The 24951-nt window shown below is 62.2% G+C and carries 20 protein-coding genes; 9 read left to right on the forward strand and 11 right to left on the reverse strand.

Annotated elements, in window-relative coordinates:
* Positions 1–6: 6 nt before the first annotated feature.
* Positions 7–900 (reverse strand): LysR family transcriptional regulator ArgP, encoded by an 894-nt coding sequence (locus BMW74_RS15880; protein WP_093422943.1) that lies wholly within the window; start codon positions 898–900, stop codon positions 7–9.
* A 96-nt stretch (positions 901–996) separates the two neighbouring features.
* Between BMW74_RS15880 and BMW74_RS15885 the strand changes: the two genes are divergently transcribed.
* The 5 genes from BMW74_RS15885 (at position 997) to BMW74_RS15905 (ending at position 6637) form a co-directional block, all read left to right on the forward strand.
* Positions 997–1398, forward strand: a complete 402-nt coding sequence (locus BMW74_RS15885) for an ACT domain-containing protein (protein WP_093422947.1) — start codon at positions 997–999, stop codon at positions 1396–1398.
* A 5-nt stretch (positions 1399–1403) separates the two neighbouring features.
* Positions 1404–2006 (forward strand): LysE/ArgO family amino acid transporter, encoded by a 603-nt coding sequence (locus BMW74_RS15890; protein ID WP_093422951.1) that lies wholly within the window; start codon positions 1404–1406, stop codon positions 2004–2006.
* A gap of 175 nt (positions 2007–2181) precedes the next feature.
* On the forward strand, positions 2182–2778 hold the full coding sequence (locus tag BMW74_RS15895; RefSeq protein ID WP_093422955.1) for a superoxide dismutase: 597 nt from the start codon (positions 2182–2184) through the stop codon (positions 2776–2778).
* A 337-nt stretch (positions 2779–3115) separates the two neighbouring features.
* Positions 3116–5167, forward strand: a complete 2052-nt coding sequence (locus tag BMW74_RS15900) for a putative bifunctional diguanylate cyclase/phosphodiesterase (protein WP_093422958.1) — start codon at positions 3116–3118, stop codon at positions 5165–5167.
* A 129-nt stretch (positions 5168–5296) separates the two neighbouring features.
* On the forward strand, positions 5297–6637 hold the full coding sequence (locus BMW74_RS15905; RefSeq protein ID WP_093422961.1) for an imelysin family protein: 1341 nt from the start codon (positions 5297–5299) through the stop codon (positions 6635–6637).
* A 71-nt stretch (positions 6638–6708) separates the two neighbouring features.
* Here BMW74_RS15905 and BMW74_RS15910 read toward each other — a convergent pair whose 3' ends face one another.
* Complete coding sequence (locus tag BMW74_RS15910; protein WP_093422966.1) at positions 6709–11004, reverse strand: dermonecrotic toxin domain-containing protein; 4296 nt, start codon at positions 11002–11004, stop codon at positions 6709–6711.
* A 184-nt stretch (positions 11005–11188) separates the two neighbouring features.
* On the opposite strand from BMW74_RS15910, the gene BMW74_RS15915 reads away from it, so the two are divergent.
* From BMW74_RS15915 to BMW74_RS15925, 3 genes are read left to right on the forward strand one after another with little or no spacing between them, the layout of a single operon-like run.
* Positions 11189–12610, forward strand: coding sequence for a di-heme oxidoreductase family protein (locus BMW74_RS15915; protein WP_093422969.1), 1422 nt, complete (start codon positions 11189–11191; stop codon positions 12608–12610).
* A 31-nt stretch (positions 12611–12641) separates the two neighbouring features.
* The gene (locus tag BMW74_RS15920; RefSeq protein ID WP_093422972.1) at positions 12642–13706 is read left to right on the forward strand and encodes an imelysin family protein; all 1065 of its coding nucleotides are present in this window, start codon (positions 12642–12644) and stop codon (positions 13704–13706) included.
* Positions 13707–13720: 14 nt separating this feature from the next.
* Positions 13721–14818 (forward strand): DUF1513 domain-containing protein, encoded by a 1098-nt coding sequence (locus BMW74_RS15925; RefSeq protein ID WP_093422975.1) that lies wholly within the window; start codon positions 13721–13723, stop codon positions 14816–14818.
* A gap of 367 nt (positions 14819–15185) precedes the next feature.
* Here BMW74_RS15925 and BMW74_RS15930 read toward each other — a convergent pair whose 3' ends face one another.
* The 5 genes from BMW74_RS15930 to colR all read right to left on the reverse strand — a co-directional run bounded on the left by BMW74_RS15930 (position 15186) and on the right by colR (position 18940).
* Positions 15186–15413: a hypothetical protein gene (locus tag BMW74_RS15930; RefSeq protein ID WP_093422978.1), complete on the reverse strand. Its 228-nt coding sequence runs from the start codon at positions 15411–15413 to the stop codon at positions 15186–15188.
* Positions 15414–15415: 2 nt separating this feature from the next.
* A complete protein-coding gene (locus BMW74_RS15935; protein WP_093422981.1) occupies positions 15416–16129 on the reverse strand; it encodes a lipopolysaccharide kinase InaA family protein in 714 nt (237 codons plus the stop codon).
* Positions 16130–16134: 5 nt separating this feature from the next.
* Positions 16135–16803, reverse strand: a complete 669-nt coding sequence (locus BMW74_RS15940; protein WP_093423246.1) for a class I SAM-dependent methyltransferase — start codon at positions 16801–16803, stop codon at positions 16135–16137.
* 183 nt (positions 16804–16986) lie between these two features.
* Positions 16987–18267, reverse strand: a complete 1281-nt coding sequence (locus BMW74_RS15945) for a sensor histidine kinase (protein ID WP_093422985.1) — start codon at positions 18265–18267, stop codon at positions 16987–16989.
* A complete protein-coding gene (gene colR / locus BMW74_RS15950) occupies positions 18257–18940 on the reverse strand; it encodes a two-component system response regulator ColR (protein WP_093422988.1) in 684 nt (227 codons plus the stop codon). The genes BMW74_RS15945 and colR overlap by 11 nt, the downstream gene beginning before the upstream one ends.
* A 193-nt stretch (positions 18941–19133) precedes the next feature.
* Here colR and BMW74_RS15955 point away from each other — a divergent pair, with 193 nt between their 5' ends.
* Positions 19134–21083, forward strand: a complete 1950-nt coding sequence (locus tag BMW74_RS15955) for an LTA synthase family protein (protein WP_093422992.1) — start codon at positions 19134–19136, stop codon at positions 21081–21083.
* Positions 21084–21390: 307 nt separating this feature from the next.
* Here BMW74_RS15955 and groL read toward each other — a convergent pair whose 3' ends face one another.
* From groL to BMW74_RS15975, 4 genes are all read right to left on the reverse strand, one after another.
* Positions 21391–23034 carry a chaperonin GroEL gene (gene groL, locus BMW74_RS15960; protein ID WP_093422996.1) on the reverse strand — a complete coding sequence of 548 codons (1644 nt, stop codon included), beginning with the start codon at positions 23032–23034 and terminating at the stop codon, positions 21391–21393.
* 51 nt (positions 23035–23085) lie between these two features.
* The gene (locus tag BMW74_RS15965) at positions 23086–23379 is read right to left on the reverse strand and encodes a co-chaperone GroES (RefSeq protein WP_019827816.1); all 294 of its coding nucleotides are present in this window, start codon (positions 23377–23379) and stop codon (positions 23086–23088) included.
* A gap of 248 nt (positions 23380–23627) precedes the next feature.
* Positions 23628–24104, reverse strand: coding sequence for an FxsA family protein (locus tag BMW74_RS15970; RefSeq protein WP_093423000.1), 477 nt, complete (start codon positions 24102–24104; stop codon positions 23628–23630).
* A gap of 66 nt (positions 24105–24170) precedes the next feature.
* The gene (locus BMW74_RS15975; RefSeq protein ID WP_093423004.1) at positions 24171–24902 is read right to left on the reverse strand and encodes a HugZ family pyridoxamine 5'-phosphate oxidase; all 732 of its coding nucleotides are present in this window, start codon (positions 24900–24902) and stop codon (positions 24171–24173) included.
* Positions 24903–24951 lie beyond the last annotated feature (49 nt).

Genomic DNA, 24951 nt, shown 5'->3' on the forward strand with positions numbered 1-24951 from the left:
CAGCCATCAGGCCAACGGCACCAGCCATTGCCCGGACGTACGCACCAGATGTTCGGTGAGCAGGCCAAGCAACTGGCCACCATTGCGCCAATGATGCCAGTACAACGGCACATCGATGGGTTTATCTGCCAGCAACTCCACCAGGGCGCCGCTTGCCAGTTGGTCACGCACCTGCAACTCCGGCACCAGCCCCCACCCCAAGCCGACCTCGGTCAAGCGGATGAAGCCTTCGGACGAAGGGCACAAATGGTGTTCGAAGCCACCATCCACACCCAGCGACGCCAGGTAGCGGTGCTGCAGGAAGTCATCCGGACCGAACACCAGCGCCGGGGTGCGGGCCAGCAGTTCGGCCTTGACCCCGTCGGGAAAGTGCCGGGCGATGAACGCCGGGCTGGCCAGGGCGCGGTAACGCATGGCCCCCAGCAACACACTGCGGCCACCGGCCACCGGACGTTCGCTGGCACACAGGCACGCCGCCACTTCACCGGCACGCATGCGCTTGAGGCCCACCGTCTGGTCCTCCACCACCATGTCCAGCAACAGCCGTTGCTCGGCGCAAAAGTCCCCCACCGCCGGGGCCCACCAGGTGGCCAGGCTGTCGGCGTTGAGGGCGATGCGCAGGCGCTCGGGCAAGCCTTCTTCATCCAGCGCCGGCACCAGGCTTTGCAGGTCGCGTTCAAGCAAGCGCACCTGCTGCACATGGTTGAGCAGGCGCCGGCCAATCTCGGTCGGCGCCGGCGGCGTGGCCCGGACCAGCACCGGCTGGCCGATCCGCGCCTCAAGCAGCTTGATGCGCTGGGAGATCGCCGATTGCGACAAGCCCAAGACCTGGGCGGCCCGTTCGAATCCCGCTTGTTCGACCACGGCGGCCAGGGCGGACAACAATTTGTAGTCGAACATCAGTTTCTCTAATGAGCGATCAGTAATATTGGTTTTTCTTATACAGCCTGTCCCCGGAGAATAGCCAGCAAGAACTCTCGGACAAGGATCAGCGAAATGGCTGGCGAAACCTCACTCAACACCCTGCTGCGCAGCATGAGCCCGCAGCTCAATGCCGGCGAATACGTGTTCTGCACCCTGGGCGACAGCCCGCTGCCCCCAGGTTGCGATGTCATCGGCAGCTTCCGCGAACAGGAAGGCCTGACGGTGATCCTTGAGCGTGCACAAGCGCTCAAGCACGGGTTCAGCTTCGATTACGTGGCGGCGTGGATCACCCTCAATGTGCATTCGGCCCTGGAGGCCGTGGGCCTGACCGCCGCGTTCGCCACGGCCCTGGGCCAGGCCGGTATCAGCTGCAACGTGATTGCCGGCTACTACCACGATCATCTGTTTGTCGGCCAGGCCGACGCCAGCCGGGCGATGTCGGTGTTGCAGCAACTGGCGGCGAACGCGGAGTAAAGGTTATGTGGCAAAGCTATGTAAACGGCCTGTTGGTCGCATTCGGATTGATCATGGCGATCGGTACGCAGAACGCATTCGTCCTGGCGCAAAGCCTGCGCCGTGAACACCACCTGCCGGTGGCGGCGCTGTGCGTGGTCTGTGACGCCCTGCTGGTGGCCGCCGGGGTCTTTGGCCTGGCGACGGTCCTGGCGCAGAACCCGACCTTGCTGGCCATCGCCCGTTGGGGCGGCGCCGCGTTCCTGTTGTGGTACGGCAGCCTGGCACTGCGCCGGGCCTGTTCGAAACAAAGCCTGCAACAGGGCGAGAACCAGGCCGTGCGCTCGCTGCGCGCGGTCATGCTCAGTGCCCTGGCGGTGACCCTGCTCAACCCCCACGTGTACTTGGACACCGTGCTGTTGATCGGCTCCCTCGGCGCCCAACAGACCGAACCCGGGGCCTATGTGGTGGGCGCCGCCAGTGCTTCATTGCTGTGGTTCTTCACCCTCGCCCTCGGGGCGGCGTGGCTGGCCCCGTGGCTGGCGCGGCCCAGCACCTGGCGGATTCTCGACCTGTTGGTGGCCGTCATGATGTTCGCCGTGGCCTATCAACTGCTTGCGTCGAGCTGATCAGGGTAAAAGGCTCTGGGACCTCTATCCCACACAGTTGCTGCGTGGTTATGCCGCACCCTCGGTGCTATGATCCGACACCTGCGCCGCAAAGAGTACAAACTCCCCGGCGCTTGTCTGGCCGCCCGTGATCGGCCTTGCGCCCACCGCAACTGACCTGATTAGGAGAATCATCATGGCTTTCGAATTGCCGCCACTGCCTTACGCACACGATGCCCTGCAGCCGCACATTTCCAAGGAAACCCTAGAATTTCACCACGACAAGCACCACAACACCTACGTCGTGAACCTGAACAACCTGGTGCCAGGCACCGAGTTCGAAGGCAAGACCCTGGAGCAGATCGTCAAGACTTCCTCGGGCGGTATCTTCAACAACGCCGCTCAAGTCTGGAACCACACCTTCTACTGGAACTGCCTGGCGCCAAACGCCGGCGGCCAACCCACCGGCGCCCTGGCTGATGCCATCAACGCCGCGTTCGGTTCGTTCGACACGTTCAAGGAAGAGTTCACCAAGACTTCGGTCGGCACCTTCGGTTCCGGTTGGGGCTGGCTGGTGAAAAAGGCTGACGGTTCCCTGGCCCTGGCCAGCACCATCGGCGCCGGCAACCCGCTGACCAACGGCGACACCCCGCTGCTGACCTGCGACGTCTGGGAACACGCCTACTACATCGACTACCGCAACGTTCGTCCTAAGTATGTCGAAGCGTTCTGGAACCTGGTCAACTGGAAGTTCGTGGCTGAGCAGTTCGAAGGCAAAACCTTCACCGCGTAAGTCCGCTTGCTGTGAAAAACCCGGCATTGCCGGGTTTTTTTATGCCCGCGCGCCCTGCCGCCAGACGGCACAATCGGTGTCGGTGCGCGGCTTGCCCTTGCCCCCGCGCCACAGCCGTCTACCATCAAGTTGGAAGAAATAGTGCGTGCAATGGCTCAAGTTGCGCAGGGTACCTACCGACACACTATTAATGAGCGCCTGCGACTGGTTACGAGCGTAATGAAACAAGGCTCGCAGACGACGCCTGTGCGGCTTGAATGTCCCTTTGACTGCCATCACGGGATTGCTAATACTCATGGCAAATTGATGCCGCCCGCACGAAACAAGGAATTACCCTTTGAAGCTGGAACTCAAAAACAGCTTGTCGGTGAAGTTGCTCCGGGTCGTGCTCCTCTCGGCATTGATCGTCGGGGTGATCTTGAGCTGCGCGCAGATTGTGTTCGACGCCTACAAAACCCGCCAGGCCGTGGCCAATGATGCCGAGCGTATCCTCGACATGTTCCGCGACCCCTCGACCCAGGCGGTGTACAGCCTCGACCGGGAGATGGGGATGCAGGTGATCGAAGGCCTGTTCCAGGATGACGCCGTGCGCAAGGCCTCCATCGGCCACCCCAACGAAACCATGCTCGCGGAAAAAACCCGCGACTTGCAGCAGTCCGACAGGCGCTGGCTGACCGACCTGATCCTGGGCAAGGAACGCACCTTCACCACTCAGTTGGTGGGTCGCGGTCCCTACAGTGAGTATTACGGCGACCTGAGCATCACCCTCGACACCGCCACCTATGGCCAGGACTTCATTGTCAGTTCGGTGATCATTTTCATTTCCGGGGTCCTGCGTGCGTTGGCCATGGGCCTGGTGCTGTACCTGGTCTATCACTGGCTGCTGACCAAGCCACTGTCGCGGATCATCGAGCACCTGACCAACATCAACCCCGACCGCCCCAGCGCGCACAAAATCCCGCAGCTCAAGGGCCATGAGAAAAACGAACTGGGGATCTGGATCAACACCGCCAACCAACTGTTGGAGTCAATCGAACGCAACACTCATCTGCGCCGTGAAGCGGAGAACAGTTTGCGGCGCATGGCCCAGTACGATTTCCTCACGGGCCTGCCCAACCGCCAGCAATTGCAGCAGCAACTGGACAAGATCCTGGTGGATGCCGGCCGCCTGCAACGCCGGGTCGCGGTGATTTGCGTCGGGCTGGATGACTTCAAGGGGATCAACGAGCAGTTCAGCTACCAGACCGGCGACCAATTGCTGCTGGCCCTGGCCGATCGCCTGCGGGCCCATAGCGGTCGCCTCGGTGCCCTGGCCCGCCTGGGCGGCGATCAGTTCGCCCTGGTCCAGGCCGACATCGAGCAGCCCTACGAAGCGGCCGAGCTGGCGCAAAGCATCCTCGACGACCTGGAAGTGCCCTTCGACTTCGACCATCAGCAAATCCGCCTGCGCGCCACCATCGGCATCACCCTGTTCCCCGAGGACGGCGACAGCACCGAGAAGCTGTTGCAGAAGGCCGAACAGACCATGACCCTGGCCAAGACGCGCTCGCGCAACCGCTATCAGTTCTACATCGCCAGTGTCGACAGTGAAATGCGTCGACGCCGCGAGCTGGAAAAAGACCTGCGCGACGCCCTCGGCCGCGAGCAGTTCTACCTGGTCTACCAGCCGCAGATCAGCTACCGCGATCACCGCGTGGTCGGCGTCGAAGCCCTGATCCGCTGGCAACACCCCGAGCACGGGCTGGTGCCACCCGACCAGTTCATTCCGCTGGCCGAACAGAACGGCACCATCATTGCCATTGGCGAGTGGGTGCTGGATCAGGCCTGCCGGCAACTGCGCGAATGGCACGACCAGGGGTTCAGCGACCTGCGCATGGCGGTCAACCTGTCCACCGTGCAACTGCACCACGCCGAGCTGCCTCGGGTGGTCAACAACCTGCTGCAGATCTATCGCCTGCCGCCGCGCAGCCTGGAACTGGAAGTCACCGAGACCGGCCTGATGGAAGACATCAGCACCGCCGCCCAACACCTGCTCAGCCTGCGTCGCTCCGGCGCGTTGATCGCCATCGACGACTTCGGCACCGGCTACTCGTCGCTCAGCTACCTCAAGAGCCTGCCACTGGACAAAATCAAGATCGACAAGAGCTTCGTCCAGGACCTGCTCGATGACGACGATGACGCGACCATCGTGCGCGCCATCATCCAACTGGGCAAAAGCCTGGGCATGCAGGTGATCGCCGAGGGCGTGGAGACCGCCGAGCAAGAGGCGTACATCATCTCCGAAGGCTGCCACGAAGGTCAGGGCTATCACTACAGCAAGCCACTGCCGGCACGCGAGTTGAGTGCCTACCTGAAACAGGCCCAGCGCAGCCGCGCCGCCATCCTCTGAGGGCGGCACATCGGCTAAAGCAGAACATTCCCCATCATGGCCCTTTACAGGTAATGCGAAAGATTTGCATTATGTCGCAGTTTTGCGCACCCCGCGCCTGTCCATCACCACCCAAGCAGGATGTTCGCCATGATTCGTATGCCTCTGGCTGCCGCCAGTTTGCTGGCCATCGCTATTTCCCTCGCCGGTTGCGGCGAAGGTAAAGACAAGGCTGCCGCTCCAGCGCCTACCCCCGCCGCCAGCACCACCGCACCCGCGGCCCCTGCTAGCGCTGGCAAAGTCGATGAAGCCGCTGCCAAAGCCGTTGTCGCGCACTACGCCGATATGGTTTTCGCTGTCTTCAGCGATGCCGAATCCACTGCGAAGACCCTGCAAACCGCGATCGACGCATTCCTGGCCAAACCCAACGCCGACACCCTGGCCGCCGCCAAGGCTGCCTGGGTCGCTGCCCGCGTACCGTACCTGCAAAGTGAAGTGTTCCGCTTCGGCAACACCATCATCGACGACTGGGAAGGTCAGGTTAACGCCTGGCCCCTGGACGAAGGCCTGATCGACTACGTCGACAAGAGCTACGAGCACGCCCTGGGCAACCCTGGCGCCGCCGCCAACATCATCGCCAACACCGAAGTACAGGTCGGCGAAGACAAGATCGACGTCAAGGACATCACCCCGGAAAAACTCGCCAGCCTGAACGAGCTGGGTGGTTCCGAAGCCAACGTCGCCACCGGCTACCACGCCATCGAGTTCCTGCTGTGGGGCCAGGACCTGAACGGCACGGGCCCTGGCGCCGGCAACCGTCCAGCGTCGGACTACCTGGAAGGCGCGGGCGCTACCGGCGGCCACAACGACCGTCGTCGCGCGTACCTCAAGGCCGTGACCCAACTGCTGGTCAGCGACCTGGAAGAAATGGTCGGCAACTGGAAGCCGAACGTGGCCGACAACTACCGCGCCACCCTGGAAGCCGAGCCTGTCGGAACCGGCTTGCGCAAAATGCTCTTCGGCATGGGCAGCCTGTCCCTGGGCGAACTGGCGGGCGAGCGCATGAAGGTGTCCCTGGAAGCCAACTCCCCGGAAGACGAACAGGATTGCTTCAGCGACAACACCCATAACTCGCACTTCTTCGATGCCAAGGGCATTCGTAACGTGTACCTGGGCGAGTACACCCGTACCGACGGCACCAAAATGTCCGGCGCCAGCCTGTCGTCCCTGGTGGCCAAGGCCGACCCGGCTGCCGACGCGGCCCTCAAGGCCGACCTGGCCGCGACCGAAGCCAAGCTCCAGGTCATGGTCGACCTCGCCAACAAGGGCGAGCACTACGACCAACTGATCGGCGCCGGCAACGCCGCAGGCAATCAGGTCGTGCGCGACGCCATCGCCGCCCTGGTCAAGCAGACCGGTTCGATCGAGGCCGCTGCTGGCAAGCTGGGTATCAGCGACCTGAACCCGGACAACGCTGATCACGAGTTCTGATCAACCCGGTTCACCCCGGCCCCCTAAAAATGCCCCGACACGTTCGGGGCATTTTTTTGCCTGCGCGAACCTCAGACCCGCAAGATGAACAACTGGGCCGCCGCGCCCTCGATCGGCAGGTGAATACCGCCGATCAGCATCACCAGGTTGTTACTGGCCTGTGCCTGACTGACCAGGTGACGGGTGGCCGTGTCCACCATGCCCAGCCGGGGTTCGACGTACTGGCGACCGTCGAGCACATTGCCCAGCACTCGCCGCAGCGACAACCAGAACACCTGCTCGCCACCCGCTCGCCTGAAGATCAGTTCGGAGACCGGGCTGAAGCCGGCGAGCATTTCGTAGTGGCTGCCCACCAAGCGCTCGGTCATCAGTTCCCTGAGGGCGCCATCGGCTCCGGAGGCCAGTGCCCGATGCAACAATGATTGGACCTCGTAGGTGCTCAAGTGCACACGATTGTAAGCGCCAGGCGCACTGTCGATCAGCCAACTGCCATTGTGGCCCCGCACCGTGAGCGGCAGCATCGACAGTGGATCAGCGACCCCGCCTGCGCTCGCCATTGGCCATGAACGCCACGCCTGCAACGTACGTCGCAGGTCGATGATCCCCCACAGCGTCAGACCATCGGCGTTGAGGCGATGAAACAGGGCGCCGGCGATCTCCAACTGCGTGCTCGCGCTGAACGTTGGAAACGCGTCCGCCACATAGGCCCCCAGGCTCTTGTCGAACGGCAGCTCCATCGGATTCAGCCACCGCGACAGGCCGCTGTTGAATTCGGCCAGCCGGGGCTGCCCGAACAGGTCGGTCCACAGTAACTGCTCGTACTGCGCGAAGGTAGTGATGGGGTGGTTCGGATCAAACATCATGACCACCCCCGGCGGCGGCTCGCCACCGGCCGGCAGGACCGGATAAAAACGCTGGTCGATCTTGATGTACTCGCGCCCCAGCAGCCATTGATCACCGGCGATACGCCGGTAGATCCCCAACTGCGCCTGCTTGAGCTCAAGCTCGACGGGGTCGATGACCTGCCCCCAATTGACGAACTGTTCGGCGGGGGGGCGGACCGGACGCGCCGGTAGCGCAGGCGGCTGGCTCGCCCCGGCAATCGGCTCGACGGGGCGCGGGCGACTGGGTCCGGCAATCGGTTCGACGACGGGCGGCTGGTCGGGCCGCGTCACGATCCCGCCGCCACTGAAGGCATGCGGTGCGTGCAGCCCCATGAGGCGCAGGCGCAGGGTTTCAAGGCTCACCACCCGGTACGGGTCGAAGGCCGTCAGGGAGGCACCGGAGCGCAAGTGTTGAACCAGGCTCAGGCCCAAATCAAGGTCCCGGTCACTGGGGAATACAAACGACTCAAACACCCGATTGGCCTGGGCCTCACCCAGAAACGGATACAGGTCCCTCAGCGCGCGTTGCGGGGAGATCCCTCCCAACGCAGGCGCGTCGTAGTGCGTGCCAATCTCCCATTGCCCCATTGCGTTGCGGCGGATCGGTGAGTAATGCCTCTGGATCGGCTTGCGCATGTCTCGCACGCGCCAGGCCTCTTCAAAGCCCTCATCGAGGATCGAGTACCACTGCTGCCGTTCATTGAGGAAGTACTGCTTGGGCCCCGCCCCGTCCGCGCGCTTGAAATAGATCCCCTGGCTCTCCCACCCCGCTAGCGGTGTCAGGCCTTCGGGCTTTTTGGCCAAGGCCATCTGCGGGTTCAGCCGACGCACATCGGGCGCAATCCTTGGCACGCTCGCGCCCGGGCCCCGGGCCATCACCGAGCCGATGGCGCCATCGGCCAACGCCCCGGTAAATTCCCCCAGCGCCCGGACGATATGATGCGCCACGCTGGCCCGATCCCCCAGGTTCGCGGCCTCCACCGCGTTGAACACCGAGATCAAGCTCCTGGCCAGGCCGATGGGCAGTGTCACGTGCACTGGCAAGACCATGGTCAGGACATCGAACACCGTCGTCGCGACGGACAGCCCGGTCTCGACATCGGTTTGCCCGGTGGTGGTGGCCTGTGCCGCCGCGTCATTGATCGCGAAATTGGCGGCGACTTCATAGGCGTCCTCAAACACATTGCCCGCGATCCTGGCCATGCTGACCATCGAGACATCGCCGCGCCCCTTCAAGGTGGCCAACACCGAAGGCCGGGAAGCCAGTTCCACCCGGCCCACCAGGTAGTCACGCCAACGGCTGTTGTGCACAAAATCGCTCATCAAGCGTTCATTGACGTACTCATGAAAGACCCGGCCGCCAGGCGCCTGTGGCGTGTAGACCACAATCGTGCCCGCGCCCACCGTTGCCGGATGAAACAACAACACACCACGCACCGACTGGCCGCGCAGCTTCAAGCGTTCGACCACAATCCGATGGCCCTCGACTTCGGCCCGCTGGTCGCTGTCGACGGGGCTGTCCAGCACCGCCTGCACCCAGTTGAAACCACGGGCCAGCCGATCGACTAAAAAATCACCGTTGATCTTGGCTTCAATCGCGTCCAGGCGCAGTTGCCGCTCCAGGACCCGGGCGAACGTGTGCTTATGCGCGAGGGCCGCCGCCGAGGTGATCAGGTTTGCCTTCAAGAAGTCCTGATAGCCCTGGCCGACGTTGACCGTGCGAATCAAGTTCTTGACCTGTTGCAGGGTCAGCCCTTCATACGCGCGAAGGGGTTCGCTGGCGCCCTCCGGCTTCAAGGTCAGCCGGGAGAAGTTCGTGAAGTTGAAGTCCAGGCTACCCAGGTTATCCAGGGCCAGTTCGGTCAATGTCCGTTGCCGGTGCACGTACAGCGCGGTGCTGGGGTCGCGAATGGTTGAGGCAGGCGCGCCGGGGGGCATGATCAGTGTCGGGAGATTAGGCTCTTGGGTGTGGACGATGATGTCATCGGGATTGACCGTCAGGCCATGCTCGGACTCCAGCGCAATACGCAATTGCCGGTTGCCGTAGGTCAGCAGCTCCTGTCGGTCACTGAACTGGTCCAGTGAGGGCAGTCCCTCGGCCGGCCCCAGGTTGGCCAGTTCCTCACTGTAGTCAGAGAAGGCGCGGGTCCAGGCGTCGCGGTCCGCCGCCGACGCGTCCTTGAGAAAGGCCACCAATCGGGCCTGGCCACGTTTTCTGAGGCGGGCATGGAGAATCGCTTCGGTGCTGAAGGCGCGACGCAGATCGGTGATCCGGTCGAGCGCACGGGGCAGGTTCGCCCGGTCGGCGTGCTCGGCCCGGGCCTGATAGTGGGCGATGGTCGAGGCGCGGTTGTGTTCAATCAGTCGGCATTGCGCCTCGATGCCGTAGACCAGCGGTGAGTCCAGGCGCTCGGGGTAGCGCAGCAGGTCGCGCACCGCCGCCTTGCGGTGCAGCGCCAGCCCCTGCGCGTGATCCTCGTCGGCCATCAGTGCCAGCAGCGTGGCGACCTCGGTGCCATGGCGCAAGCGCCGATGCAACTCGCGATCAAGGCTGGCCAGGGCGTCGAACTCTTCCAGCCCGCCATTGGGGGTAAACAACAGCACCAGGCCGACATTCTCGCTCGGCTCCACGGCGCGGGCCACCGGCGCCACGGCCTCGGCGTCCCATAACGCCTCGGAACCCGGCGGTTCCCGGGACGCCAGGATAAAGGCGCCGTGCAGGGCAAGCTCGTCGCCCTCACTGTCCTTGAGGGCCACCGCGTACACGCCCGGGCGATACCCGCGCAGCACCTGCCGGGCTGCCGCATCCGGATAGCGCAGCACTTTGTTGAACAACGATTGACCGGCCGCGCTGAGCAGGCCATCGCTCTTGAGCAAGGCCACCTCGGCGTGCAGTTGCCGGGTGCGGGATTCGATCAACCATTGTTTGTGGCTGCGGGCGTCAGTCGGGCCGCAGGGACGCGCCCAATAGGCGTCCACATACCGGCTGTAGCGCGCCGGCACGTCGCCGGCCATCTGATCGAGAAAGGCATCGAACGCGGACCCCGTGAGTGCGCGTTCGAGCGTCAGTTCGGCGCCCGCCTCGGGGCTGCGGTAGAACCGCGTGTCCGTCGCGGCGTAGTCTGCGGACTGCTGGCTAACGACGCGCTGAACCACGGCATCCATCAGGCTGGGCAGCAACGATGGGGCCTCGGCGTTCGCTTGCGGCACGCCGTCGGGCGCAGTGTCTACTTCGCGGTCGGCGCTCGCGGGCGACTCACCACGGTGGATGAAACTGCGCAGCAGGTCCAGCCGTGGGCTGAGGTCGGCAAAGTGTTGGTCGAAGGCCTGCTGCACAAAGGCATGGAAGGTGGGCTGTTGCGCGAAGCGCTCTGTCGCGTGCTGATCCAGAGCGGTGAGCGTGTGGCGCAAGGCAGTTTGTGCCGGGCTGTCGCTGGCATTCAATAGCGCGGCCAGTTCGGGTGATAAGGTCTGATTTTGCATGGTGGATGACTCGTTGGGATGAAGTGCTCATGCTGGCGCGCCGGCCACCCACGCTGGCGGTACATATGCATCGGCTGGCCTGAACGCGGAGGTGTCCACCAGCAAACGATAATTCCTCTTATTCAAAGTCCGCGGCCCTGTTAGACTTTGCCCCCTTTGTTTGGCTCGTCTTCCAGGATCCCTGATGCCTTCGCTGCCTCTTCGCCTGTCCGCACTGTTCCTGGCCCTGGGCCTGAGTGCCTGCGACGACGCCCCGCGCTTTACCCAGGCCGAGCCTGGCGAGGCGCGCTCCGGCGGTGCGGCAACCGTGCGCAAGAGCGATCAGAACGCCTTCTCCCTGCCCTCGGCCAACCTCTCGCCGACCCGGCGCCTGGACTTCAGCGTCGGCAACAGTTTCTTTCGCAGCCCCTGGGTGATCGCCCCGTCGACCACCACCGCCCGCGACGGCCTGGGCCCGCTGTTCAACACCAACGCCTGCCAGAACTGCCACATCAAGGATGGGCGCGGTCATCCACCCTTGCCCAACGCCAACAACGCCGTGTCGATGCTGGTCCGCCTGTCGATCCCCAATGCCCCCGAGTACGCCAAACTTATCGAGCAACTCGGCGTGGTGCCGGAGCCGGTCTACGGCGGGCAGTTCCAGGACATGGCGGTGCCGGGTGTCGCCCCCGAGGGCAAGGTCCGGGTCGACTACGATCCGCTGACCGTACATTTCAAGGACGGCACCGAGGTCGAACTGCGCAAGCCCAAGTTGGTGCTCAGTCAATTGGGCTACGGCCCGATGCACCCCGACGCGCTGCTCTCCGCCCGCGTCGCCCCGCCGATGATTGGCCTGGGGCTGCTGGAGGCGATCTCCGACGCCGACATCCTGGCCAACGCCCAGGCCAACACCAGGGACGGCATCGCCGGCCGGCCGAACCGGGTCTGGGATGACGCCCAACAAAAGACCGTCCTGGGCCGCTTTGGCTGGAAAGCCGGGCAACCGAACCTCAATCAACAAAATGTTCACGCGTTCTCTGGTGATATGGGCCTGACCACCCGCCTGAGACCGTTCGATGACTGCACCCAGACCCAGGTTGACTGCCTGCAAGCGCCCAATGGCAATGGCCCGGACGGCGAGCCGGAAGTCAGCGACAACATTCTGCGCCTGGTGCTGTTCTACAGCCGCAACCTGGCCGTGCCCGCCCGGCGTGACGTCAACGATGCCCACGTGCTGGCCGGCAAGAACCTGTTCTTCCAGGCCGGTTGCCAGGCGTGCCACACGCCCACGTTCACCACCGCCGCCAATGCCGCCGAGCCTGAGTTGGCCAATCAAGTGATTCGCCCCTACAGCGATCTGCTGCTGCATGACATGGGCGAAGGGCTGGCGGATAACCGCCCCGAGTTCCAGGCCTCCGGCCGCGACTGGCGCACCGCGCCGCTGTGGGGCATTGGCCTGACACAGACGGTCAGTGGCCACACCCAGTTCTTGCACGACGGCCGTGCCCGCAACCTGCTGGAAGCCGTGCTCTGGCACGGCGGCGAAGCGGCAGCGGCACAGCAACAGGTTTTAGCTTTTAATGCCGAGCAACGCGCTGCGCTGCTGGCCTTCCTGAATTCGCTTTAGCGCCATTTCCCCACCTGAAAGGGAGCCCGATATGTTTCGTCCCAAGTTGTTGTTCACCAGCCTCGCTGCCCTCGCCCTGGGTGCCTGCGCGCCCCAGGATCCACAAGCCGTGACCTCGGCGGCCATCGCCAAGCAAGTGATCCTGCCGACCTACAGCCGCTGGGTCGAGGCCGACCGCCAACTGGCCGTCAGTGCCCTGTCCTACTGCGAAGGCAAGATCGACCTGGCCACCGCCCGCGCCGACTTCCAGCACGCGCAAAAGGCCTGGGCCGAGCTGCAACCGTTGCTGGTCGGGCCGCTGGCCGAGGGCAACCGCTCGTGGCAAGTGCAGTTCTGGCCGGACAAGAAAAACCTGGTCGGGCGCCAGATCGAGCAACTGGTCACTGCCCAGCCGCAGATCGATGCGGCCGCGCTGGCCAAATCCAGCGTCGTGGTCCAGGGCCTCTCGGCGTATGAATACATTCTGTTCGACGACAAGAGCAACGTCGCCGACGCCACACAAAAGGCCCGCTACTGCCCACTGCTGACCGCCATTGGCGAACGCCAGAAACAACTCGCCGAAGAAATCCTCGCGAGCTGGAACAGCACCGACGGCATGCTCGCGCAGATGACCACGTTCCCCAACCAGCGCTACGCCGACTCCCACGAGGCGATCGCCGATCTGTTGCGCGCCCAGGTCACCGCGCTCGACACCCTGAAGAAAAAGCTCGGCACGCCGATGGGCCGCCAGACCAAGGGCATCCCCCAGCCGTTCCAGGCCGATGCCTGGCGCAGCCAGTCGTCGCTGCCAAGCATGAGGGCCAGCCTCGCCGCCGCCCAAACCGTGTGGGCGGGCGTCGACAACAAAGGCCTGCGAGGCCTGCTGCCAGCCGATCAGAAGCCTCTGGCGGACAAGATCGACGCTGCATACGCCGCGGCCTTGAAGCTATTCGACAGCACCCCGCGCACACTGACCGAGATGCTCGGCGACGATGCCGGCCGCCAGCAGTTGAACGACATCTATGACAGCCTCAACGCCGTCCATCGCCTGCACGAAGGCGAACTGGCCAAGGCGCTGGGCATCCAACTGGGCTTCAACGCCAACGACGGTGACTGATGAGGGTTCGCGCCATGCTACGACGCCAGGCTCTGACTTTGGGCAGCGTGTTGCTGGGTGCCGTGACGCTGGGCGGCTGGACCCTGTTCAAGCAAAAAGACCGGGGCCCCTTGCTGCTCTCGGCCCGCGATGACAGCGAGGGTAAGCACTACGCCGTCGGCTACCGGCTGGACGGCACCCAGGTGTTCGCCACCGAAGTCGGCCAGCGTTGCCACGACATCATCAATCACCCCACGCTGCCGCTGGCCCTGTTCGTCGCCCGGCGACCGGGCACCGAAAGCTACCTGGTGGACCTGCGCGACGGCAGCCTGCTGCAAACCGTGGTCGCGCAAGCCAACCGGCACTTCTACGGCCACGCGGTGATCCACAAGGACGGCGAGTGGCTGTACGCCACCGAGAACGACACCACCGATCCCGGTCGTGGCGTGCTCGGTGTGTACCGTTTTGACGGTGAGCGCTTGGTCCACAGTGGCGAGATTGCCACCCATGGCATTGGCCCGCACCAAGTGTCATGGATGCCTGACGGCGAAACCCTGGTGGTGGCCAACGGCGGAATTCGCACCGAAGCCGAAAGCCGGGTCGAGATGAATCTCGACGCCATGCAGCCCAGCCTGGTGCTGATGCTGCGTGACGGTACGCTGCTGAGCAAGGAAGCCCTGGGCCAGCAGATGAACAGCGTGCGCCACATGGGCATTGCCCGCGACGGCACGATTGTCACCGGCCAGCAATTCATGGGCGCGGCCCATGAGTCGTCCGAGCTGTTGGCGATCAAGCGTCCCGGCCAGCCCTTCGTCGCCTTCCCGGTGGCCGAGCAGCAGTTGCAGGCCATGGGGCACTACACCGCCAGCGTCGCTGTCCACAGCGACCTGCGCCTGGTGGCACTCACCGCCCCGCGAGGCAACCGATTCTTCATCTGGGACATGGACAGCGGCGAAGTCAAACTCGATGCCCCGCTGCCTGATTGCGCAGGGGTCGGTGCCGTGGCCGATGGCTTTGTCGTGACCTCGGGCCAGGGCCGTTGCCGCTACTACGACTGCCGCCAGGTGCCGCTGGTGGCCAAGCCACTGGAACTGCCCGCCGGGCTCTGGGACAACCATTTGCATCTGGTGTAGACCCAATGGATGCCCCCCGTGGGAGCGGGCTTGCTCGCGAAAGCGTAGTGTCAGGCGACATCAATGCTGGATCTGCCGGCCTCTTCGCGGGCAAGCCCGCTCCCACAGTGGGCCGGGGTGAAGACAAAGCTTGTGTCCAACCCCAATTCCCCGTGGGCCGGGGTGAACACAAAGCCTGTGCCCACCCAAAATCCCCCGTGGGAGCGGGCTTGCTCGCGAAGGCGTAGTGTCCGCCGACATCAATGCTGGATCTGCCGACCTCTTCGCGAGCGGGCTCGCTCCCACAAGGTCTGTGCCCTCCCACAAAGGGCGCACCAAAAAAAAAGGCCTCGCAGATGCGAGGCCTTTTCGGTGGGGTTGGATGAGCTCAACTCTGTGGTCTCATTCCCTGGGCCATGCCGAACATGAACAACAGTAAATCATTGTCGGGCTTGGTCACCCCGGGCGCCTTCGCGACCCGTGGCAACGGGCAATTCGCATCACCATGCGCCGAGCTGACGACCTGCATGCGCGACGGTTCCCAGGCCGCCACCGCCAACGAGGCAACTGCCAAGGCTCCTACTAAGAACAAACCTCGTGCAATTTCTACTTTCATCGCTATAAACCCTTGATAGCGCTGCCAAACGCCGTCTCATAAAAGTAGACGAGTTTCTCCCAATCCGCCGACTTCCACGACGAGTGGCGACGCAGTTGCTTCATATCGTGCGCCGCCGCTTGCTTGCTCAATGGACGCTTGCGGCACTTCTCCAGGTCCAGCAGTGCTACTTCGGCCTTGGCCGTTTCACCCTCGCCCGTCACCCGCAGGAAAATGTGCTTGATATACAGGCAACTGTGCTGCCAGCGCCCCTTGTGCATCCGTGCCAGGTTTTGCGCCAAGTCCAGAAGCACCTGATCATGGAACGCCTCGCCATGACGCTCACGCCCACCGCTGGCGTACCAGTCTTCGATCTCGACAAAACCGTCCAGGGCCTTGGTCACCAACAATGCGCGCCACTGGTGGACCGGATCACGCCGGGCACCACAGAACACCACTTCAGGTACACGGACATTCAGCGCGCGCAACCCCGTCAAGGCATCCAGCTCACGCAACACGGTCGGACGTCCGAACGGAAACAACCAACTGCGATAGATATGGCCGGTCTGGCGCTTGGCGTACAACAGTTGGCCATCGTCTCTACGGATCCGCTGAACACCGCTCTCCCCGCCACGCCGCACGTTGGGTTCTTCCACCCATTCTCCGTGCTGGCTCCAGAAGTAATCGAAGCGATCCTCGGGAGCCGCTTGCGCTTGAGATACCTGTTCAACTGCCATCGAAGTTACCTCTTACGCAAGATATAGACGCGCCACATGGCGTAGAGCGGGATAAAGTCCAAATGTTCCTGAATGCGAAAGCCTGCCTGCTCGAACTCAGCTTCGACTGTGGCAACCGGTAACACAAAACGGTTTTGGTACCCTTCCTGCGCCCGCTCTTTTTCTGCGCGCTTGCGTTTCCAGGCCTTGAAGTTGCCATCGACCCACAGTGAAATAATCACGCTGTCGCGGGTAACACGTTGAAATTCCTTGAGGATGGCCAGTCGATGCTCCGCTTCCCCGATGTGGTGCAACAGGCGCATGCAGAAGATGCTGTCCACGGAGTTGTCGGGCAACGCAATGTCGAATGCCGATGTCTGCAAAGGCCGTACCCGTTCGACCACATGGGCAGGCTGCGACTGGGTTGCGATCTTGACCATCGAGGCCGAGTTGTCGGCGCCAATGATCACACGGTTGGCTTTTTCCGCGAGCAGTGGCCAGAAACGTCCGGCACCGCAAGGCAAGTCCAGGACCAACCCAGGCTCACCGACACGCTTGAGCGCCGTGCGAGCCAGTTGCAGGTCACGTTTATGGGACAGTTGACGACCAAGACCATCCTTGTGCTTGCGCAGGTAGCGCTGGGCATGTTCGTCATCGTACTTGTCGGAAAATTCAAGCTTGATCGGGTCTTCCATCATCAATACCTCCTGAGCTGATGAGGGCAACCATAGGTAATACGGTGTGAGCAACAGGTCATCCAATTGTGAAAATTTTGTAGGAACCAGCCACCAATTATTACAGAATCTTACACAAACGGCGCAGGACTAGCTAACCGTCAGCGTAGGAAAATACGCAAAAAAGACAGTGACGCCAACCGCTCAAGAGGCTTTGCCGTGCAACGCCACATAGAAACGACAACCATTTGGCTCCATGGTACTCAGCTCTACGCTCCAGCCCCGGCTTTCACAGATCCGCTGCACCAGCGATAGGCCGAGGCCCAACCCCTCACCGCGCTTTTCACTGCCACGCACGAACGGTTCGAACATGGCTTCGCGCTTCTCTTCGGGAATGCCAACGCCACTGTCTTCCACCAGGAAACCGCCGGGCAGCAGGGTCAGGCGGATAAAACCGGAGTCGGTGTAGTGCAGCGCATTGCGCAGCAGGTTGCTCATCACTGCATGCAACAGCGTGGTGTTGTAACGAGTATCCAGGGGCGTGCCAGGTTCATATATCAGCTCCAGGCCCTTGGACTCGATAGGCTCGCGCCACAGTCCGAGCAAGTCTTCAGCCACCTGCTTAAGGGTTTGTTGGGGTGACATGCTGGCATCTTCACTCTGCGCACGGGCGAGCATCAGGAAGGTCTGCACCAGCTCACGCATCTCCTCACAGGCCCGGGCGATGCGTTCGACCTGGGCACGACCGCGCTGATCGATTCCGGGGTTTTCCAGCAACAATTCACAGGAGCTGGCCAGCACCATCAACGGGGTGCGCAGTTCATGGCTGACGTCGCTGGTGAACAACCGCTCCCGGCTCAACGCCTGGCGCAAGCGACCCAGGGTGGCATCGAAGGCCACGGCGAGTTCACCGACTTCGTCGGCGGCATAATCGGGGGCCAATGGCGGCGCCAGCCCCAGCAACTGGTCGCGATGGCGCACCTGGCGGGCCAGGCGCACCACCGGCGCCATGACCTTGCGGGCCAGCACCCAGCCAAGGAACACCGCAAGCGCCAGGCTGAGCACGAACCCAACCAGCACCACGGCGAACAGCACTCGCTCACGCTCTTCAAAGTCGCTCTGGTCCTGCAACAGCACGTAGCGGCGACCGTCAACGATCTCGACCATCGCGTGGTAGGACAATGGGTCGCGAAACACCTCGTGGAACCCGGCGTCCAGGTGACGCAGGTCCTTGGGCAATGCGAAGTCACCTGGGCCGCCGCTGAAGTAGAACAGTTGATCGGGCTCTGGTCGGTGGCTCCAATCGCTCATGCTGTCCATCAGCAACAAACGCTGCAGATCGCCACCCAGGCCTGCGGAAATCAGTTTCTCTTCCACCAGGTGCACTGTCGCCACGATGCCCAGGGCGAATGCGCCCGCCACCAACGCACTCATCAAGGCAAAGGCGATGATGATCCGTTGTGCAAGGCTCTGCTTAAACTCCATCTCGTCCCTCGGCCAAGCGATAGCCAACACCATGCACCGTTTGCAGCAATGGCTTGGCGAACGGCTTGTCGATCACCTGGCGCAATTGATGAATGTGGCTACGCAGGCTGTCGCTGTCCGGACAGTCATCGCCCCACAGGGCTTCTTCGAGGATCTCCCGGCGCAACACGTGCGGGCTTTTCTGCATCAGCACCGCCAGCAGCTTGAGGCCCACCGGGTTGAGCTTGAGCAAGCGCCCCTCGCGGGTGACTTCCAGGGTATCGAGGTCGTAATTCAGGTCACCGACCTGCAACGTCCGGCGCCCACCACCCTGGGTGCGGCGCATGACCGCCTCGATGCGTGCCGCCAACTCTGACAAGGCAAACGGCTTGATCAGGTAATCGTCCGCACCGGACTTGAAGCCTTGCAAGCGATCATCCAACTGGTCGCGGGCCGTCAACATGATCACCGGGGTGTCGCGTCGGGCGTCTTCGCGCAGGCGCTTGCACAAGGTATAGCCGTCGATGCCGGGCAGCATGATGTCGAGCACGATCAAGTCGTAGTGTTCGGTGGCGGCCAGGTGCAGGCCCGACAAACCGTCCTGCGCGCAATCCACGGTATAGCCTTTGAGCCCCAGGTAATCCGCCAGGTTGGCGAGGATGTCGCGGTTGTCTTCAACCAATAAAATTCGCATGGGCATTTGCTCCGTACACAGTAACGGCCGTCTTGGCTCGCGCAGCTTAAGGCCAAGTTTCGCTCAGGGCCAGCGGCAAAGCCGGCAAGTAAAGGTATTGCCCGAGATAACATTTTTTTCACTCTTGGCTCACATGTTCATAACAGCGATTCATTCACAGTTACGCACTATTTGACTAATGGAACGTGGATCAATGGACTTTCTCAAGACCGCCCCCATGCGTTTTCTGTTGCTGGTCACGGGCTCGTGGCTGGCGATTTTTGTGCTGACGCGCACCGTCCTGCTGTTCACGCACCTGGATGAGGCCGGCAGCGGCTTTATCTCGATCTATGGCATTGGACTGCTCTACGACCTGGGCTTCCTCGCCTATGCCGCCCTGCCGCTTGGCGTGTACCTGTTGCTATGCCCGCCGGGGTTGTGGCGCCGCCCCGGGCACCGCTGGTTTTTGCAGGGGGTGCTGACGGTCAGTCTGTTCGCCATGCTGTTCACCGCGGTGGCTGAGTGGCTGTTTTGGGATGAGTTCGGGGTGCGCTTCAACTTCATCGCGGTCGACTACCTGGTGTACTCCGACGAGGTGCTCAACAACCTGCTGGAGTCCTACCCTATCGGCCTGTTGCTGGGCAGCCTGGCGGTGCTCGCCGTGGTATTGAGCCTGGTGTTGCGCAGGGCCTTCAACGCCGCCGTCAATGCGCCACTGCCCACCGCGCGCAAGCGCCTGGCCTGCGCCCTGGCAGTGTTGGTGGCCGGTGGCCTGAGCCTGCAGCTGCTCAGCCAAGGCAGCCCGCGTGCGCAAGGCGGCAACGCCTATCAAAACGAGTTGGCCAGCAACGGGCCGTATCAGTTCTTCGCCGCGTTCCGCAACAACGACCTCGATTACCCGCAGTTCTACAGTACCCTGGCGCCCGACGTGGTCGCCCAGCAGATGCGCGCCGAGCTGAACGAGCCCAACGCCCGCTTCATCGGCCAGGACCCGCAGGACATCCGCCGCGAGATCGACAACCCCGGCACGCCGCGCCAGCCCAACATCGTGCTGGTGACGATCGAAAGCTTCAGCGCCAAGTACATGGGCAGCAACGGCGATAACCGCAACCTGACACCTAACCTCGATGCCCTGCGCCCGCAAAGCCTGTACTTCAACAACTTCTACGCCACCGGTACCCGTACCGACCGCGGCCTGGAGGCCATCACCCTGGCGATCCCTCCCACGCCCGGGCGTTCAATCGTCAAGCGCATCGGCCGTGAAAGCGGGTTTGCCAGCCTCGGCCAACAACTCAATGCCGTGGGCTACGACAGCGTGTTCGTCTACGGTGGTCGTGGCTACTTCGACAATATGAATGCGTTCTTCAGTGGCAACGGCTACCGGGTCGTCGATCAGAGCAGCGTTCCCGAGGCCGAGATTCACTTCAAGAACGCCTGGGGCATGGCTGACGAAGATTTGTACACCCAGACCCTGAAGCTGGCCGATGCCGACTACGCCAAACAGCAGCCGTTTTTGCTGCAACTGATGACCACGTCCAACCATCGTCCTTACACCTATCCCGATGGCCGGATCGACATCCCGTCGGGCAATGGCCGCGATGGCGCGGTGAAGTACACCGACTATGCGATTGGCCATTTCCTTGAACAGGCGCGTAACAAGCCGTGGTTCGACAATACGATCTTTATCTTCGTCGCCGACCACACCGCAGGCAGCGCCGGCAAGGAAGACCTGCCCATCGCCAACTATCAAATCCCGTTGTTCATCTACGCGCCCAAGCTGATCCAAGCCCGGGAAAGCGCTCAGTTGGCCAGCCAGATCGATCTGGCCCCGACACTGCTGGGGCTGTTGAACCTGGATTACCAATCGACCTTCTTTGGCCGCAACCTGCTGCAGGACAACCCGCTCCCGCCACGCGTGGTGGTTGGCAACTATCAGCACCTGGGACTGTTCGACGGCAAGGACCTGGCGATCCTCAGCCCGCGCCAGGGTCTGCGTCGCCACGATGATGCGCTCAGCGAAAGCCGCGAGTCCCATGCCCCGAGCAGTGACCCGCTGATTACCCGAGCGATCACCTACTACCAGAGCGCCAGCTACGGCTTCAAGCACCAACTGCTGGGCTGGAAACCGCTCAAGGCAGATGCAGGACTCGCCGTCCAGCCCTAACCCAACAGCCCCGGGCGGAGTGGCCGTCCCGATGTCGAAGCAACACCTGTGGCGAGCAGGCTTGCTCGCGCCGGGGCGCGCAGCGGCCCGATAAAAAGGACGGCTACGCCGTCCAGCGCGAGCAAGCTCGCTCACCACAAAGGGTTGTTGCCAGCCACATCGCGTCTAAGTGAACAGCATTGCGGACTCAGTCCGAGGCTTTTTCTTTCCAAGTGCTGATCTCATTCCCCCACGGTCAAAACCCGGCCAATAAAAAACCCCGCCTGCTTAACGCAGGCGGGGTTTTTAGGTATCGGGTAAGGCTGGCTTACATCATGCCGCCCATGCCACCCATACCGCCCATGTCTGGCATACCGCCGCCAGCTGGGCCGTCTTCCTTGATCTCGGCGATCATGGCTTCGGTGGTGATCATCAGGCTGGCGATGGAAGCCGCTGCCTGCAGAGCCGAACGAGTCACTTTAGCCGGGTCCAGGATACCCATTTCGATCATGTCGCCGTATTCGCCGGTAGCAGCGTTGTAACCGTAGTTACCCGAACCCTGCTTGACCTTGTCGACCACAACGCTTGGCTCGTCGCCGGAGTTGGCAACGATCTGGCGCAGCGGCGCTTCAACAGCGCGACGCAGCAACTGGATGCCCACGTCCTGATCAGCGTTGTCGCCTTTCAGTTCAGAGATGGCCTGCAGAGCGCGAACCAGTGCCACGCCACCGCCAGGTACCACGCCTTCTTCAACGGCTGCACGGGTAGCGTGCAGGGCGTCTTCAACGCGGGCTTTCTTCTCTTTCATTTCAACTTCGGAACCAGCGCCAACCTTGATCACTGCAACGCCGCCGGACAGCTTGGCCAGACGCTCTTGCAGTTTTTCACGGTCGTAGTCGGACGAAGTGTCAGCCACTTGCTGGCGGATCTGCAGGACGCGAGCCTGGATGTCAGCCTCAACGCCAGCGCCGTCGATCACGGTGGTGTTTTCTTTGGACAGGATCACGCGCTTGGCATTACCCAGGTGTTCCAGGGTAGTGCTTTCCAGGCTCAGGCCGATCTCTTCGGAGATAACGGTACCGCCCGTTAGAACAGCGATGTCCTGCAGCATGGCCTTGCGACGGTCGCCGAAGCCTGGAGCCTTGACGGCTGCGACTTTAACGATGCCACGCATGTTGTTCACAACCAGCGTCGCCAGGGCTTCGCCTTCAACGTCTTCAGCCACGATCAGCAGTGGACGGCCGGCTTTGGCAACGGCTTCCAGCACTGGCAGCATTTCGCGGATGTTGGAGATCTTCTTGTCGACCAGCAGGATCAGCGGACCGTCCAGCTCAGCGGTCATGGTCTCTGGCTTGTTGACGAAGTACGGGGACAGGTAGCCACGGTCGAACTGCATGCCTTCAACAACCGACAGTTCGTTTTCCAGGCCCGAGCCTTCTTCAACGGTGATCACGCCTTCTTTACCGACTTTTTCCATGGCTTCGGCAATGATGTCGCCGATGGAGTTGTCGGAGTTGGCCGAGATGGTGCCGACCTGAGCGATGGCCTTGGTGTCAGCGCAAGGCTTGGACAGGGCTTTGAGCTCTTTGACGATAGCGATGGTCGCTTTGTCGATGCCGCGCTTCAGGTCCATCGGGTTCATGCCGGCAGCGACGGCTTTCAGGCCTTCGTTGACGATCGACTGAGCCAGAACGGTAGCGGTGGTGGTGCCGTCGCCTGCGTCATCGTTGGCACGGGAGGCAACGTCTTTAACCAGCTGCGCGCCCATGTTCTCGAAGCGATCTTTGAGCTCGATTTCTTTGGCGACGGAAACGCCGTCCTTGGTGATGGTCGGAGCGCCGAAGCTCTTCTCGATGATCACGTTACGGCCTTTAGGGCCCAGGGTCGCTTTTACTGCGTCAGCCAGGACGTTGACACCGGCGAGCATTTTCTTACGGGCGGAATCGCCGAATTTAACTTCTTTAGCAGCCATGATCGATATTCCTTAAATACTTGAGTAGTCGCGGGAAAATGAGCGGGTCAATCAGCCTTCGATAACAGCGAGAATCTCGTTCTCAGCCATTACCAGCAGGTCTTCGCCATCAACTTTCACAGTGTTGCTGCCCGAGTACGGACCGAACACAACCTTGTCACCCACTTTAACGGCCAGTGCACGCACTTCACCGTTGTCCAGCACACGGCCGGTACCGACAGCGAGGATCTCGCCGCTGTTGGCTTTCTCAGCAGCCGAACCCGGCAGGACGATACCGCCGGCGGTTTTCTTTTCTTCTTCGCTGCGACGGATGACGACGCGGTCATGCAGAGGACGAAGCTTCATTGTCGATCTCTCCTAATTGTAGTTTCAGCGGCCGGTGTAATCCCGGCGGGGGTTGATTTCCGGCGGTGCCGGGTGCGACTCGTCGAGCGAGACGCGGAAGTCTGTCTGGTGATCACCACCAGAAACCTTGCGGTGACCGTTACATAAGGGCGCATAAGGTTATTACAAGGGCAGCTCGGTGAATATTTTTTACCTGGCTGCCCATAAAAAACCACACGGCACCCGAAGGTGCCGTGTGGTGCAGGTCGTTACTTGGTATCGCGGTGCTCGAACTCGCCTTCGATCACATCCGGTTCGCGTCCCAGCGGTTGGCGCGGGGCCGGACCGCCACGCGGTTGCAGGTCATCGGCAAACGCACGCTGGCGAATGGCTTGCTCCTCGGCACGCTGGCGCATTTTGTTGGCCAGCAGTCGGCGCGTCAGCGGCAGCATCATGATCAGGCCAAGCACGCTGCTGACAAAACCCGGCAGGATCAGCAAGCCGCCACCCAGGGCCAGCATCAAGCCTTCGATCATGGTCTGGGCAGGCAGCTCGCCCCGGTTCAGGCTTTCACGGGCACGCAGTGCCGTGGCCAGGCCCGCGATACGCAGCACGAACACACCGAACATCGAGCTCAGGATGACCAGCAGCAGCGCCGGGAAAAACCCGATGGCCGCGCTGACCTTGACGAAGACGAACAGCTCCAGCACCGGAAACAGCAAAAAGAGTAATAGAAAAGGGCGCATCAAATGGTTCCTCAACGCAAGAATGCCTTGCTAGTAAGCCTTAGATGACGTCGCCGCTTGATGATTTCAAGCCTCGGCCGCTTCATTTTTTGGCCAATGCTCGGCGCGAGCCAGTAAAACCAAAGCCTCACGTACTTGTGTCGGTGTATTGCAAACGGCTGGGAACGGCAACCAGTACAGCGCCTGGCCAATGCGCAGGTGCATGCCTTCGGTATCGATACCGACCATCTGCGCCGGCGCGCTTTGCGGCAACCCGGCCAGCTCGACGTAATGGGCGATGGCCTTGGCGTGATCGGCATTCATGTGCTCGACCATGCTCACTTCGCCCTTGCCGGCGAACGGATTGGCCAAGGTCAGTTCATTGACCCAGTGGATCGCGCCAAAGCCGCCGATGTAGCGGTGACGCACCGGGTTGAGCACCCAGAAGTCGAAGTCATGGGCCTTGTGGTAGTTCTGCGAGTCCGGGAAATAGCGATAGTAACGCTCGGCAGCGGCTTCGATGGCCGCTTGGTCTTCGATCTGCTGCGCCTCGGCGAGGTAGGTCAGGCGACCGACCGCCTGCACATCTTCGGCCTCACGCTCACCCACCAGGATCGAACACTTGGGATCCTTCTGCAGGTTGTGGGTGTGCTGGGCAATCCGGCTGATTAAGATCAGCGGCCGGCCCTGCTCGTCCAGGCAGTAAGGGACCACCGAACCAAACGGGAATCCAGGCATCGCCTTGGAGAGCGTCGACAGCACCCCACGGTATTCCTTGAGCAGCAGTTCTCGGGCATGCTTGGCAACGTCAACGCTCAATTTATGACTCCTTACATAGAATCCGTCGAAAAAACGGACAGGCTTCTGG

The organism is Pseudomonas sp. ok272 (genome assembly GCF_900109995.1).
Lineage (GTDB): Bacteria > Pseudomonadota > Gammaproteobacteria > Pseudomonadales > Pseudomonadaceae > Aquipseudomonas.